Raw genomic sequence first — 12,518 nt, forward strand, 5'->3', positions numbered from 1 at the left:
ACCTATACACATAACGAGAGAACGACATGCTCGATTCCAAACTGTTACGCGGCCAACTTCAGGAAGTGGCTGACCGCCTCGCCTCCCGTGGCTTCAGCCTGGATGTCGCGCGCATCGAATCGCTGGAAGAGCGCCGCAAGGCGGTGCAGACCCGCACCGAGCAGCTGCAGGCCGAGCGTAACGCCCGCTCCAAATCGATCGGCCAGGCCAAGGCCAAGGGCGAGGACATCGCGCCGCTGATGGCTGATGTCGAGCGCATGGCCGGTGAGCTGGCTGCTGGTAAAGTCGAGCTGGACGAGATCCAGGCTGAACTGGACGGTATCGTCCTGACCATTCCCAACCTGCCGGACGCCAGCGTCCCGGTCGGTGCCAGCGAAGACGACAACGTCGAAGTGCGCCGTTGGGGTACGCCGAAAACGTTCGATTTCGAGATCAAGGACCACGTCGCCCTGGGCGAGATCAGCGGTGGCCTGGACTTCGAAGCGGCAGCCAAGCTGTCGGGCGCCCGCTTTGCCGTGCTGCGCGGCCCGATTGCCCGCCTGCACCGCGCCCTGGCGCAGTTCATGATCAACCTGCACACCGGTGAACACGGCTACGAAGAGCACTACACCCCGTACCTGGTCCAGGCCCCGGCGCTGCAGGGTACCGGCCAGCTGCCGAAGTTCGAGGAAGACCTGTTCAAGATCACCCGTGAAGGTGAGGCTGACTTCTACCTGATCCCGACTGCCGAAGTGTCGCTGACCAACTTGGTGGCGGGCGAGATCATCGACGCCAAGCAGCTGCCGCTCAAGCTGGTTGCCCATACCCCTTGCTTCCGCAGTGAAGCTGGCGCGTCCGGCCGTGACACCCGCGGCATGATCCGCCAGCACCAGTTCGACAAGGTCGAGATGGTCCAGGTGGTTGAGCCGTCCAAGTCCATGGAAGCCCTGGAAGGCCTGACAGCCAACGCCGAGCGCGTTCTGCAGCTGCTGGAGCTGCCTTACCGCGTGCTGGCCCTGTGCACCGGCGACATGGGCTTCGGCGCCGTGAAAACCTACGACCTGGAAGTGTGGGTGCCGAGCCAGGACAAATACCGCGAAATCAGCTCCTGCTCCAACTGCGGTGACTTCCAGGCGCGCCGCATGCAGGCCCGCTGGCGCAACCCGGAAACCGGCAAGCCGGAGCTGGTGCACACCCTCAACGGCTCCGGCCTGGCAGTGGGCCGTACTTTGGTGGCGGTGCTGGAGAACTACCAGCAGGCCGACGGCTCCATCGTGGTGCCGGAAGTGCTCAAGCCCTACATGGGCGGTGTCGAGGTCATCCGCTAAATGGATTACCTGCCGCTGTTCCACAAGCTGCAGGGCGGCCGTGTGCTGGTCGTCGGCGGCGGCGAAATCGCCTTGCGCAAGGCGCGCCTGCTGGCCGATGCCGGCGCCGCGCTGCGGGTGGTGGCGCCCGAGGTCGACGGCCAACTGGCCGCGCTGGCCCGTGAAGGTGGCGGTGAGGTCCTGGTGCGTGGCTATCAGGCAGCCGACCTGGTCGGCTGTCGCCTGGTGATTGCGGCCACCGATGACCCTGGGCTCAATGCCCAGGTCTCGGCGGATGCGCAGGCGCGCAACCTGCCGGTAAACGTGGTGGATGCGCCGGCCCTGTGCACGGTGATCTTCCCGGCCATCGTCGACCGTTCGCCGTTGGTGGTGGCGGTTTCCAGTGGTGGTGACGCCCCGGTGCTGGCGCGCTTGATCCGCGCCAAGCTGGAGGCCTGGATCCCGTCGGCCTATGGCGAGTTGGCCGGGCTGGCTGCGCGGTTCCGGCACAAGGTCAAGGCGCTTTACCCGGACGTCAATCAGCGTCGTGGCTTCTGGGAAAACGTGTTCCAGGGCCCCATTGCCGAGCGCCAGTTGGCCGGGCAGGGCGCCGAGGCCGAGCGCTTGTTGCAGGCGATGGTCGACGGCGCGCCGGTGCAGCAGGGCGGCGAGGTGTATCTGGTGGGGGCGGGGCCGGGTGATCCGGACTTGCTCACCTTCCGCGCCTTGCGCCTGATGCAGCAGGCCGATGTGGTGCTGTACGACCGCCTGGTGGCACCCGCCATCATCGAGATGTGCCGGCGTGATGCCGAACGCATTTACGTGGGCAAGCGCCGCGCCGACCATGCCGTACCGCAGGACCAGATCAACCGCCTGCTGGTCGACCTGGCGAAACAGGGCAAGCGTGTGTTGCGCCTGAAAGGCGGCGACCCGTTCATCTTCGGCCGGGGTGGCGAAGAAATCGAAGAATTGGCCGAGCAGGGTATCCCGTTCCAGGTGGTGCCCGGCATTACCGCGGCCAGTGGTTGCTCCGCCTACGGCGGCATTCCCTTGACCCATCGCGATTATGCCCAGTCGGTGCGCTTCGTTACCGGTCACCTCAAGGACGGTACCAGCAACCTGCCATGGAATGACCTGGTGGCGCCTGCCCAGACTCTTGTGTTCTACATGGGGCTGGTGGGGTTGCCGACCATCTGTGCCGAGCTGATTCGCCACGGCCGTGCGGCGAGCACGCCAGCGGCGCTGGTGCAGCAGGGGACAACGCGTAATCAGCGGGTGTTCACCGGTACCTTGGCTGACTTGCCGGCGCTGGTGGCACAGCATGAAGTGCATGCGCCGACCTTGGTGATTGTCGGGGAAGTGGTGCAGTTGCGCGAGAAGCTGGCCTGGTTTGAAGGGGCGCAGAACAGCTGAAATTGTTGGGGCCGCTTTGCGGCCCATCGCAGGCAAGCCAGCTCCTACACGGACCGCGCAAGCCCCAGGCTTTACGCGACATCTGTAGGAGCGGCTTTAGCCGCGAACACCCGCGAGGCGGGTGCCATCTGGCGCAAATCCCAAGCTTAACGCGGTCCCTGTGGGAGCGGCCTTGTGTCGCGATGGGCTGCAAAGCAGCCCCGACAATCTCAACCCTGCCAAATACCCTTACCTGCCAACCGATCCCGGTCATGCGGCAGGTTGAAATCCTGCAGCGGCCCTTTGGGCACGATGCCGTTGGGGTTGATGGTCTTGTGGCTCATGTAATAGTGCTTCTGGATATGCTCCATGTTCACCGTTTGCGCCACGCCCGGCCACTGGTACAGCTCGCGCAGCCAGTTGGACAGGTTCGGATAGTCGCTCAGCCGGCGCAGGTTGCACTTGAAATGACCGTGATAGACCGCATCGAACCGCACCAGTGTGGTGAACAACCGAACATCGGCCTCGGTCAGGTATTCGCCTGCCAGGTAACGATTGCGGCTCAGCAAATCTTCCAGGTAATCCAGTTCGTCGAACACTTCGTCGAACGCAGTCTCATAAGCTTCCTGCGTGGTGGCAAAGCCTGCGCGATAAACGCCGTTGTTCACTGCTGGGTAGATGCGTGAGTTAAGCGCCTCAATGGCTGGACGCAGCGGCTCCGGGTACAAGTCCAGGTGGTTGCCCGTCAGCTCGTTGAACGCGCTGTTGAAGATGCGGATGATCTCTGCCGACTCGTTGTTGACGATGCGCTTCTCTTGTTTGTCCCACAGCACGGGCACGGTCACGCGGCCGGTGTAGTGCGGGTCATCCTGAGTGTAGCGCTGGTGCATGAACTCGAGGGCGTCGAGGTGATCCCCGGTGGAGCCTTGCTGCTGGTCGAAGGTCCAGCCGTTTTCCTGCATTAGCCAGCTGACCACCGACACATCGATCAACGGTTCCAGGCCTTTGAGGGCGCGAACGATCAGCGTGCGATGAGCCCATGGGCAAGCCAGCGAGACGTACAGGTGATAGCGACCGGCCTCGGGGGCGGGCAATTGATTGCGGCGCTGGGCGTTCTCACGCTTGAAGGCGCCATCCTTGCCGTTTTCGTACCACTGGTCGTGCCAGCGGCCGTCGATCAAAAGGCCCATGTTGAGCTCCTCGGAACAAAATTGTTTGTCGTTGGAGCCCAGTCTAGGGGAAATCGTTCGAATAAATAGCGCAAAGACTGCGCACTTATTATCTATTTATTCGATTGGTTTCGAGCGGCCCAGTAAGCGCGTGCAGCGGCAAATGCCTCGTCACGAGTCTGGCCCAAACCGCGCAGGGCAAGGGCCATGGTTGCAATGACGGCCATCTCGCCGTAACTGTCCTCAGCCTCGCCACGCCACACTGCCAGCAACTGTTCGGGCTGCAGGCTCGCAGGTTTGACATGGCGGCGTTCACTCAGCGCCGGCCATTCCTCGTCCCAGGCTGCGCCTGAGCTGGTGCCGTACAGGTGGCTGATGACGTCCGGGTTGACCTCGATCTCACCACCATCGCCCTTGATCACCACGGCGTGGTCGCCGAGCAGGCGGCTGGCCTCGCGGTGCACGGCCTGGTAGCCGGGGTGGAAGATGCTCTGCAGCCCGCAGCGTGCACTCAACGGGTTGAGCACCCGGGCCAGCGAGTGGATGGGCGAACGAAGGCCGAGGGTATTACGCAGGTCGATCATCCGTTGCAGCTGCGGGGCCCAGTCCTGCAGCGGGAAGAACGCCAGGCGCTGCTGGTCCAGTGCCTGCTCGACGGCGGGCCAGCCGCGGCACAGGGGGATCTCCAGCAGGGCCAGCAGTTGCTCGGTGTACATGCGCCCGGCCGTGTGCGCGCCACCGCCGTGCAGCAGGATGCGCACGCCATTGTTGGCCAGACACTTGGCGGCCAACAGGTACCAGGGCAGGTGGCGCTTCTTGCCGGCGTAGCTTGGCCAGTCCAGGTCGACGGCAATGCGCGGGGCCTGCAGGTGGGCGCGCAGGGCTTCGGTGAAACCGGCCAGTTCCTCGGCACTTTCCTCCTTGTGCCGCAGCAGCATGAGGAAGGCACCCAGCTGGGTGTCCTCGACCTTGCCTTCCAGCAGCAGGGTCATGGCCGCACGGGCTTCCTCACGGGTCAAGCCGCGGGCGCCGCGCTTGCCTTTGCCAAGGATGCGCACGAATTCGGCGAACGGGTGTTCGGCGGGGGTTTCCAGGGTAAGCGGACGAGCTTCTGTCATATGCAATTGGTCGGCTTGGGCAGGCCCGCCAGCTTGGCGGCGAGTTTGGCGGGGGTGCCGTTGAACAGGCGGTTCAGGTGCGGGCTATTGCCCTTTTCCGGGCCCAGCTTGAGCGCGGTGTATTTGATCAACGGGCGCGTGGCCGGGGACAGCTGGTACTCCTCGTAGAACTGGCGCAGCAGTTCGAGGATTTCCCAATGGTCGGCGGTCAGGGCAATGCTTTCGCGCTCGGCCAGCGCCTCGGCGACAGCGCGGGACCAGTCTTGCAGGTCGACCAGAAAGCCGTCTTTGTCCAGGGCAATGGCCTGGTTGTCTACCGTCAGGGTGTTCATAGCCAGCTGTTGACCTTGTCGTAGTGCAGCGACAGCGCGACGAACGCCTGGTAGTCCACCGCTTTGGCCAGCCCGCCGGTGATGGCGCGGGCCTGCAGGTCTTCATCGAGGGCGAACAGGCGCTGACCCAGGCCGGCTGCTTGCAGCAAGCGCTGCGTCTCGCTGCCATCGCGCAGGGCGTAGACCGCATCGCCGCACAGCAGCAAGCCATCCTCGCTGCCGAGCAGGCGCAGGCAGCTGATCAGGCGGTCGTCGCCGAAGGGGGAGTGGGAGATCACGTGCAAGGTCGGCATCAGAGCGTCACCACTTGGTCGAAACGGGCAATCAGTGCCTGCAGTGCTGCGTCGTCCAGCACATCTACCGGCAGCGCTAACGTGTCGGCGGCCAGCCCGCGCAGGGCCAGGCTGTGCTGGCAGGCGAACAGTGCTTCTACGCCAAACATCGGCAGGGCCTGCAGGTTGGCGGCAAGATTTTTTTGCTGCACAGCGGCGGGTTGCTGATGGGGCGCTAGCTGGAATACGCCGTCATCGAGAAACAGCATGCCCAGCGGCAGATCGAAGGCACCGCCAGCCAAGGCGATGTCCAGTGCTTCGCGGGCGGATGGGCCGTTCCACGGTGCCTGGCGGCTGATGATCAACATGGATTTGGCCATTTCAGTCACCTCCAAAGCAGATCAGGCGGTCGGCTTGCTGCGCCGCTTCGTGCAATTGGCCCAGGCCGGAAAGCTCCCACGGCTTGGGCAGGTTCACTGCCGGGCGCTGGTAGCGGCTGGCCTCGGTTTCGTCGAGCACGCCGCGACGCAGGGCTGCGGCGATGCACACCACAGCGTCGAGCTGGTGGCTGTCGATAAAGGCGCGCCACTGGGCGGCGATGTCCTGTTCATCCTGGGGCGCGACCACGTTGGCCGAGGCGCTGTGCACGCCATCCTGGTAGAAGAACAGCCGGGCAATCTCATGCCCGCCAGCCAGCACCGCCTCGGCGAAGCGCAAGGCGCGTCGCGAAGAGGGTGCATGGGCCGGGGAAAAAACCGCGATAGCGAATTTCATGGATAACTCGTACAAAAGAATGCCGCCATGATAAAGCAAAAAAGCCCGCGCCCGCTTGTGCAAGCGGCGCGGGCTTTCTACTTATTCTCTAGGCCTGCGCGATCCCAGCGGTGCTGCGCATGGCTTGAAACCGACGCGGCCGGTGTGTAGGAGCTGGCTTGCCGGCGATGGGCCGCGCAGCGGCCCCTTGGCCCAGTCAGAAGGGCACAAGGCTCAAGCCTGCTCCTTGCTCTCCGGCAAGAACCAGTTCAGCACCAGCGCACAGATCCCCCCAGTAGCCACGCCCGATTCCAGCACATTGCGAATAGCCGCCGGCATATGCGCCAGGAACTCCGGCACCTGCGCCACGCCCAGGCCCAGCGCCAACGAAACGGCAATGATCAGCAGCGCACGGCGGTCCAGCCTGGTGCTGGCCAGAATATTGATCCCCGAGGCCGCAACCGCCCCGAACATCACCATGGCCGCACCACCCAGCACAGGCTCAGGCACTGCCTGAATCACCCCGGCAACGCTCGGGAACAGGCCCAGCAACACCAGCATCACGGCAATCCAGATGCCGATGTGGCGGCTGGCAATGCCAGTCAGCTGAATCACGCCGTTGTTCTGCGCGAAGATCGAGCTAGGGAAGGTATTGAACAGGCCGGCCAGCAGCGAGTTGGCACCGTTGACCAGCACGCCGCCCTTGATCCGCTGCATCCACACCGGCCCTTCGACCGGCTGGCGCGAGACCTTGCTGGTGGCAGTAACGTCACCGATGGCTTCCAGCGAAGTCACCAGGTAGATCACCAGCATCGGAATGAACAGCGCCCACGAGAAGCCCAGGCCGAAGTGCAGCGGCGTCGGCACCTGGAACAGCGCGGCTTGATGCATGCCGGTGAAATCCAGGCGGCCCATGTAGCCGGCCAGCGCGTAGCCGACCGCCAGGGCGATGACGATGGCGCAGCTGCGCATCCACACCACCGGGACGCGATTGAGGATCACGATGATCGCCAGCACCACGCCCGACAGCAGCAGGTTATCGCCGTTGGCAAAGGTGCCATTGGCCATGGCGCCAAAGCCACCGCCCATGCTGATCAGGCCGACCTTGATCAAGGTCAGACCGATCATCAGCACCACGATACCGGTCACCAACGGGGTGATCAGGCGTTTGACGAACGGCAGAATGCGCGACACGCCCATCTCGACGAACGAACCGGCGATTACCACACCAAAGATAGCCGCCATCACGCCCTCAACCGGCGTACCTTGCTTGACCATCAGCGCGCCACCGGCAATCAGCGGCCCGACGAAGTTGAAGCTGGTGCCCTGCACGATCAGCAGCCCGGCGCCGAATGGGCCAAAGCGTTTGCACTGCACGAAGGTGGCGATACCCGAGATCACGAGGGACATGGAAACGATCAGGTTGGTATCACGCGCAGAAACGCCCAGCGCCTGGCAAATCAGCAGGCCAGGGGTGACGATCGGCACGATGATCGCCAGCAGATGCTGCAGGGCAGCCAGCAGGCCGATCAGTAGCCGTGGTTTGTCCTCCAGGCCAAGCACCAGTTCATTGGCAGGCGCCGCTGCGCCTGGGCTGTGTTCGTGTGAGCTCATTGCTGAAAGCCGCCCCGGAAGAAAAAAGGAGCGCATTCTACGGGGTGATGAGGGATTGCGGTAGAGAAAAGCATGATGGCGGCATGATCGGCGAGCATTTGGTTGGTTATCTGACTTTTTAGTCAATTATTGGCGTAAGCCACTGCCCCTGTAGGAGCAGCACAAAGGCTGCTCTCAGAGAACAAAACATGACTCATTAATCTAGCGGGGGACTCTGTGGGAGCGGGCTTGCCCCGCGAACACCGGCAAAGCCGGTGCCATGCACCGCGCGGCCCCTTCGCGGGGCAAGCCCGCTCCCACAAAGATCACTGTTCTCTGCGTGACCGCGCAGCCCCAAGGGCTGGCAGTCTCCGGCCCACAAAAAAGCCCGCCGAAGCGGGCTTTCTCACACAGCAATCAATCAGTCATCACGGCCCATGATGCCAAACAGTTGCAGCAGGCTGACGAACAGGTTGTAGATCGATACATACAGGCTGATGGTCGCCATGATGTAGTTACGTTCGCCACCGTGGATGATCGCGCTGGTCTGGAACAGGATGCAGACCGACGAGAACAGCACGAAGCCAGCGCTGATCGCCAGTTGCAGGCCGCTGATCTGGAAGAAGAAGCTGGCAACCACGGCGCCCAGCAGGACGAAGAAGCCGGCAGTGATGAAGCCACTGAGGAAGCTCATGTCCTTGCGGGTGATCAGCACGTAGGCCGACAGGCCGCCGAATACCAGTGCAGTCATGGCAAACGCCGAGCTGACCACTTCAGCGCCACCGGCCATGCCCAGGTAACGGTTCAGGATTGGGCCGAGGATGAAGCCCATGAAGCCGGTGAGGGCGAAGGTGGACACCAGGCCCCAGGCCGAATCACGCAGTTTGTTGGTGAGGAAGAACAGGCCGTAGAAGCCGATCAGCACGACGAATATGTTCGGGTAGCCGACACGCATCTGCTGGGCAACGAAAGCCATGACACCACTGAAGGCGAGGGTGAGTGCCAGCAGACTGTAGGTGTTGCGCAGGACCTTGCTGACCTCGCGCTGCTCGACCTGTTGGCCGCTGTGTACGGCATAATCCTGTTCGCGCATGGCGACACTCCTTGGTAAACCTGTGGTTTTGGAACGTTCAGATGCTAGGAGTCTATCAGAGCTCCTGCAACCGGCGACATAGAGAGTTTGACAGCGTGTTTCATTACGGTATTATGGCGGCCGCAAAACGAGCTGGAAGCGTGGCCGAGTGGTTTAAGGCAACGGTCTTGAAAACCGTCGATGGGCAACTATCCTAGAGTTCGAATCTCTACGCTTCCGCCACTATTTTTCAACAAAAGCCCCGACTATTCGGGGCTTTTGCGTTTCTGGAATTTGGCACAAGCTCCCATCGGTCATAACCGTGCGCCGTCCCTGCATGAGCGGGCTTACCCGCGATCAGGCCAGATCAGCCAACCAATCATTTCCAGTCTCAATGCAGCGTCCGCGCCACAGCGGCACATTGAGGCAAGCAGAGAATGCACGCGTACAAAGGGCTCTCGCACTCAGGCAAAGCCCTTTGTACCCTCGCTTCAGGCATCATGCTCCAAGCACCCCCTCCAAAAGCTGAACCCGCGAAATGCCAGACTCCCCCAAACCCAACCGCGCCATCTACGACCTGGACATGCTCCGCACCCTGGTCATGGTCGCCGATTGCGGCAGCTTCACCACCGCCGCCGCGCGCCTGCATTCCACCCAATCGACCGTCAGCCAGAAGGTCCGCCGCCTTGAGGAAATGGTCGGCCAGCAGTTGCTCGACCGCAGCAACCGCGAGGTTCACCCGACCGATGCGGGTGAGACCCTGCTGGGCTACGCACGACATTTGCTCGCAGTCAGCAACCAGCTGACAGAAGCAATGGCAGGCGGTGTCACAGTCACCGTGCGCATCGGCCTGCCGGACGACTTTGTCGCCGGCAAGACCATGCAGGCGCTGGCGGCCTTCAACCGCAAGCAGCCCAAGGTCAAGCTGGAGATCACTGGCGGCTTGAGCCGCGATCTGATGAGCACCTACGACCGTGGCGAGCTGGACCTGGTGCTGGTCAAGCAGCGCCGTAACAGCCGCGAAGCGGTTGCCTGTGAGCCGGAGCGTATCGACTGGTTCGACAGCGCGCAGTATCCGTGTTTTGCCCTGGACCCGATCCCGCTGGTGGCCTTCCCGCCGCGTGGGCTTTACCGTGACGACATGATCAGCGCGATCGAAGCCATGGGCCGCAATTGGCGCATCGGCTTTACCAGTTCGAGCCTGGCCGGCATTCAGGAAGCGGTGGCCCAGGGGTTGGGCGTCAGCCTGCTGCCGCACCGGGTGGTGACGCCAGCGCATCGGATACTGGGGGCGCAAGAGGGGTTCAAGCCGATCACGGTGTTCGAGGCGGCGATATTTCATCGGCCAACGGCGGATCCGATGGTCAAGGCGTTGGCTGAAATACTTGTGGGAATCTTGCGGGTGGAGGCTGAGTAAGGGCTGAAGGCTGTTGAACGTCAGTTGGGGCTGCTTTGCAGCCCATCGCCGGCAAGCCAGCTCCTACAGGTACAGCGCAAGTGTTCGGGTTTGGGCGATGGGCCGCGAGGCGGCCCCATTCACGCCTTATCGACGAATTTCTGCAGCAAACTGCGCCGCCTTCAACTGCAACTGCGCAGGCCCGCCCCAAAATGCGCCGTGGCGCACGATCACCCGTTCATGGAGGGCGGCAGCCACGGCGGCGGCCGCATTTGCCGCCTTGAACAACACAAAGCTCGCTTCGTTGCCGACCTTCAACCCATAGTCCTGCTTACCCATCACCCCGGCACTGGCGACGGTCGCCATCTCCAGCGCTACGCGCAATTCTTCGTCGGTGTTGAACCCCGAGCGGTAGCTGACCAGCATGGCCCGTTGCAGCATGTCGCCGTTGCCGTAGGGCCACCAGGCGTCCTGGATGTTGTCGTTGCCAGTAAACACCCGCACGCCGCCGGCACGCAGGCGCAGCACCGGTGGGAAGGCGTGCTCGCCGGGGGCGTTGGTCATGATCGAAATGCCGGCCCGGGCCAGCACTTCGGCAGTGCGGTCGACCACACTGTCGGACACATCGCCCAGGCCATAGGCATGGCTGACCGCCACCAGGCCTTGCATGCCCAGTGCCTCGGTGCGGGCCGCGATGCGTTCGAGCTGCGCGATGCAGATGTCGCCTGGCTCGTGCAGGTGGATATCAGCCTTGACGCCATGCCTGTCGGCGATGCCGAAGACGATATCCAGCTGGGCGTCGGCGTCGCCGTCCAAGGTGGTCGGGTCGATACCGCCCACCACCTGGACGCCTTCGCGCACGGCCGCGTCCATCACGTCGGCCGTGCCGGGGCAGGTGACTACGCCCGCCTGGGGGAAGGCCACCAGCTCGATGTCGACCAAGCCTTTCCACTTTTCGCGGGCTTCGAGTATGGCGTGCAGGTTGGTGAGACCGGTGGTGGCGTCCACGTCCACATGGCAGCGCATGGCGATTGTGCCGAAGGAGGCGGCCTGGCGGATCAGCGCGTCGGCGCGCTCGACGATGGGCGGGGCGCTGGCGAGTTCGCGTTTTTCCACGGCCAGGCGCTCACGCAAGGTGGCCACTGGTTGGTGCGGGCGCCAGCGGTCACCAACGAAGCTCTTGTCCAGGTGAATATGGCCATCGACAAAGCCGGGCAGTGCCAGCAGGCCTTCCAGGTCGATGGTTTCGCGGGCAGCTTCGGCGGCGCGCTGCGGGCCGATGTGGGTGATGCGCCCATTGTTGACGGCGATGTGCAGGGGCAGGCCATCCTGGTCGATGGCGTTGATGAACTCACGGTCGTTCATGGTCGGGCCTTTTTCTGAGGCTTGAGTGACGTCATACGGTAGGGATGATGCGGGCAGGGCTCAAATTAATTATCGGGATCGAGTGCAGTGCATTTATGGATGCAGGCCTGCATTAAAAAGCCCAACCGCCAGCCTGGTGCTGCCGCGTCGCCCGGCGGCTGCCCGGGGCTGCACTGCCAAGCCTGCTGGGCGCCCGGGTCAACCGCCAGCTGATGATCGCCGTGGGGCTGGTGGCGGTGTTCGTTTCCATTGCCATGCTCACCGGCCATGCCTTGGGGCAATGCCCAGGCGTGCGCGCAAAAGGGCTGCTTGCTGAGCGACAGCGCGCTGGGGGGAAGTCGCCGTCACTGCAGCGTCGGCGGCTTCATCCCTTGTGGCAACCCGGCGACTACCGCTTCCATCCGCGCGATTGTTAGCGCAAGCCGTTGTGCTTCTTCTTCTTTGCCCAAGGCCTTCAGACGGTCGCGCTCCTTGCGCAACGCAAGCAGGTTTTTTTGCAGTGCCATGCCGGACTTATTGAACGGGTCCATTTGTTTCTCACGCTAAGGGCCTCCGTGCCGTTGTAGGAAAAATGGACCGTAGCACCTCGATAATCCTGCGAAAACTGAGGTTTCATACAGCGAATGCTCGGCGTCAGGATATTGCCTACCGCACCAGGTAAAACGTCCTACAAATTTGTGCTGCACCTGTTTCTAATCGTGTGCTGAAACTTGGGCGTAGCACCCGGATTTGTTGGGTTTTCGGCAGGCAGCGTGTGTAGCTACACGGCA

The 12,518-nt window shown here is 62.9% G+C and carries 13 protein-coding genes and 1 tRNA gene; 4 read left to right on the forward strand and 10 right to left on the reverse strand.

The window, feature by feature from the left end; genetic code table 11:
• Positions 1–26 precede the first annotated feature (26 nt).
• Positions 27–1,307, forward strand: a complete 1,281-nt coding sequence (gene serS, locus ACFY68_RS10575) for a serine--tRNA ligase (protein WP_387526583.1) — start codon at positions 27–29, stop codon at positions 1,305–1,307.
• Positions 1,308–2,699, forward strand: coding sequence for a siroheme synthase CysG (cysG, locus tag ACFY68_RS10580; RefSeq protein ID WP_387526586.1), 1,392 nt, complete (start codon positions 1,308–1,310; stop codon positions 2,697–2,699).
• A gap of 209 nt (positions 2,700–2,908) precedes the next feature.
• Here the strand turns inward: cysG and ACFY68_RS10585 are convergent, their stop codons facing one another.
• From ACFY68_RS10585 to ACFY68_RS10620, 8 genes are all read right to left on the reverse strand, one after another.
• A complete protein-coding gene (locus ACFY68_RS10585; RefSeq protein WP_387526589.1) occupies positions 2,909–3,868 on the reverse strand; it encodes a glutathione S-transferase family protein in 960 nt (319 codons plus the stop codon).
• Positions 3,869–3,960: 92 nt separating this feature from the next.
• Complete coding sequence (locus tag ACFY68_RS10590; RefSeq protein WP_387526592.1) at positions 3,961–4,965, reverse strand: glycosyl transferase family protein; 1,005 nt, start codon at positions 4,963–4,965, stop codon at positions 3,961–3,963.
• Positions 4,962–5,297 carry a TusE/DsrC/DsvC family sulfur relay protein gene (locus ACFY68_RS10595; RefSeq protein WP_387526595.1) on the reverse strand — a complete coding sequence of 112 codons (336 nt, stop codon included), beginning with the start codon at positions 5,295–5,297 and terminating at the stop codon, positions 4,962–4,964. Before ACFY68_RS10595 ends, ACFY68_RS10590 begins: the two co-directional genes overlap by 4 nt.
• On the reverse strand, positions 5,294–5,590 hold the full coding sequence (gene tusB / locus ACFY68_RS10600; RefSeq protein WP_387526598.1) for a sulfurtransferase complex subunit TusB: 297 nt from the start codon (positions 5,588–5,590) through the stop codon (positions 5,294–5,296). Before tusB ends, ACFY68_RS10595 begins: the two co-directional genes overlap by 4 nt.
• On the reverse strand, positions 5,590–5,949 hold the full coding sequence (gene tusC / locus ACFY68_RS10605; protein ID WP_387526601.1) for a sulfurtransferase complex subunit TusC: 360 nt from the start codon (positions 5,947–5,949) through the stop codon (positions 5,590–5,592). Before tusC ends, tusB begins: the two co-directional genes overlap by 1 nt.
• 1 nt (position 5,950) lies before the next feature.
• The gene (gene tusD / locus ACFY68_RS10610; RefSeq protein WP_346612136.1) at positions 5,951–6,343 is read right to left on the reverse strand and encodes a sulfurtransferase complex subunit TusD; all 393 of its coding nucleotides are present in this window, start codon (positions 6,341–6,343) and stop codon (positions 5,951–5,953) included.
• A gap of 213 nt (positions 6,344–6,556) precedes the next feature.
• Positions 6,557–7,936 carry a uracil-xanthine permease family protein gene (locus tag ACFY68_RS10615; protein WP_346612137.1) on the reverse strand — a complete coding sequence of 460 codons (1,380 nt, stop codon included), beginning with the start codon at positions 7,934–7,936 and terminating at the stop codon, positions 6,557–6,559.
• Between the two features lie 400 nt (positions 7,937–8,336).
• Positions 8,337–9,008, reverse strand: coding sequence for a Bax inhibitor-1/YccA family protein (locus tag ACFY68_RS10620; RefSeq protein ID WP_387526605.1), 672 nt, complete (start codon positions 9,006–9,008; stop codon positions 8,337–8,339).
• 134 nt (positions 9,009–9,142) lie between these two features.
• On the opposite strand from ACFY68_RS10620, the gene ACFY68_RS10625 reads away from it, so the two are divergent.
• A tRNA-Ser gene (locus ACFY68_RS10625) sits at positions 9,143–9,230 on the forward strand.
• A 295-nt stretch (positions 9,231–9,525) separates the two neighbouring features.
• A complete protein-coding gene (locus ACFY68_RS10630; RefSeq protein ID WP_387526608.1) occupies positions 9,526–10,404 on the forward strand; it encodes a LysR substrate-binding domain-containing protein in 879 nt (292 codons plus the stop codon).
• Positions 10,405–10,530: 126 nt separating this feature from the next.
• Here the strand turns inward: ACFY68_RS10630 and ACFY68_RS10635 are convergent, their stop codons facing one another.
• The gene (locus tag ACFY68_RS10635) at positions 10,531–11,748 is read right to left on the reverse strand and encodes an amidohydrolase family protein (protein WP_387526611.1); all 1,218 of its coding nucleotides are present in this window, start codon (positions 11,746–11,748) and stop codon (positions 10,531–10,533) included.
• A gap of 344 nt (positions 11,749–12,092) precedes the next feature.
• Positions 12,093–12,278, reverse strand: a complete 186-nt coding sequence (locus ACFY68_RS10640; RefSeq protein WP_387526614.1) for a hypothetical protein — start codon at positions 12,276–12,278, stop codon at positions 12,093–12,095.
• Positions 12,279–12,518: the final 240 nt, after the last annotated feature.

Source organism: Pseudomonas sp. NPDC012596 (assembly GCF_042902325.1).
Lineage (GTDB): Bacteria > Pseudomonadota > Gammaproteobacteria > Pseudomonadales > Pseudomonadaceae > Aquipseudomonas.

Bases quoted from the DNA above. Each gene is read 5' to 3' on its own strand.
- serS (WP_387526583.1), top strand. From the start codon at position 27: ATGCTCGATTCCAAACTGTTACGCGGCCAACTTCAGGAAGTGGCTGAC.
- cysG (WP_387526586.1), top strand. From the start codon at position 1,308: ATGGATTACCTGCCGCTGTTCCACAAGCTGCAGGGCGGCCGTGTGCTG.
- ACFY68_RS10585 (WP_387526589.1), bottom strand. From the start codon at position 3,868: ATGGGCCTTTTGATCGACGGCCGCTGGCACGACCAGTGGTACGAAAAC.
- ACFY68_RS10590 (WP_387526592.1), bottom strand. From the start codon at position 4,965: ATGACAGAAGCTCGTCCGCTTACCCTGGAAACCCCCGCCGAACACCCG.
- ACFY68_RS10595 (WP_387526595.1), bottom strand. From the start codon at position 5,297: ATGAACACCCTGACGGTAGACAACCAGGCCATTGCCCTGGACAAAGAC.
- tusB (WP_387526598.1), bottom strand. From the start codon at position 5,590: ATGCCGACCTTGCACGTGATCTCCCACTCCCCCTTCGGCGACGACCGC.
- tusC (WP_387526601.1), bottom strand. From the start codon at position 5,949: ATGGCCAAATCCATGTTGATCATCAGCCGCCAGGCACCGTGGAACGGC.
- tusD (WP_346612136.1), bottom strand. From the start codon at position 6,343: ATGAAATTCGCTATCGCGGTTTTTTCCCCGGCCCATGCACCCTCTTCG.
- ACFY68_RS10615 (WP_346612137.1), bottom strand. From the start codon at position 7,936: ATGAGCTCACACGAACACAGCCCAGGCGCAGCGGCGCCTGCCAATGAA.
- ACFY68_RS10620 (WP_387526605.1), bottom strand. From the start codon at position 9,008: ATGCGCGAACAGGATTATGCCGTACACAGCGGCCAACAGGTCGAGCAG.
- ACFY68_RS10630 (WP_387526608.1), top strand. From the start codon at position 9,526: ATGCCAGACTCCCCCAAACCCAACCGCGCCATCTACGACCTGGACATG.
- ACFY68_RS10635 (WP_387526611.1), bottom strand. From the start codon at position 11,748: ATGAACGACCGTGAGTTCATCAACGCCATCGACCAGGATGGCCTGCCC.
- ACFY68_RS10640 (WP_387526614.1), bottom strand. From the start codon at position 12,278: ATGGACCCGTTCAATAAGTCCGGCATGGCACTGCAAAAAAACCTGCTT.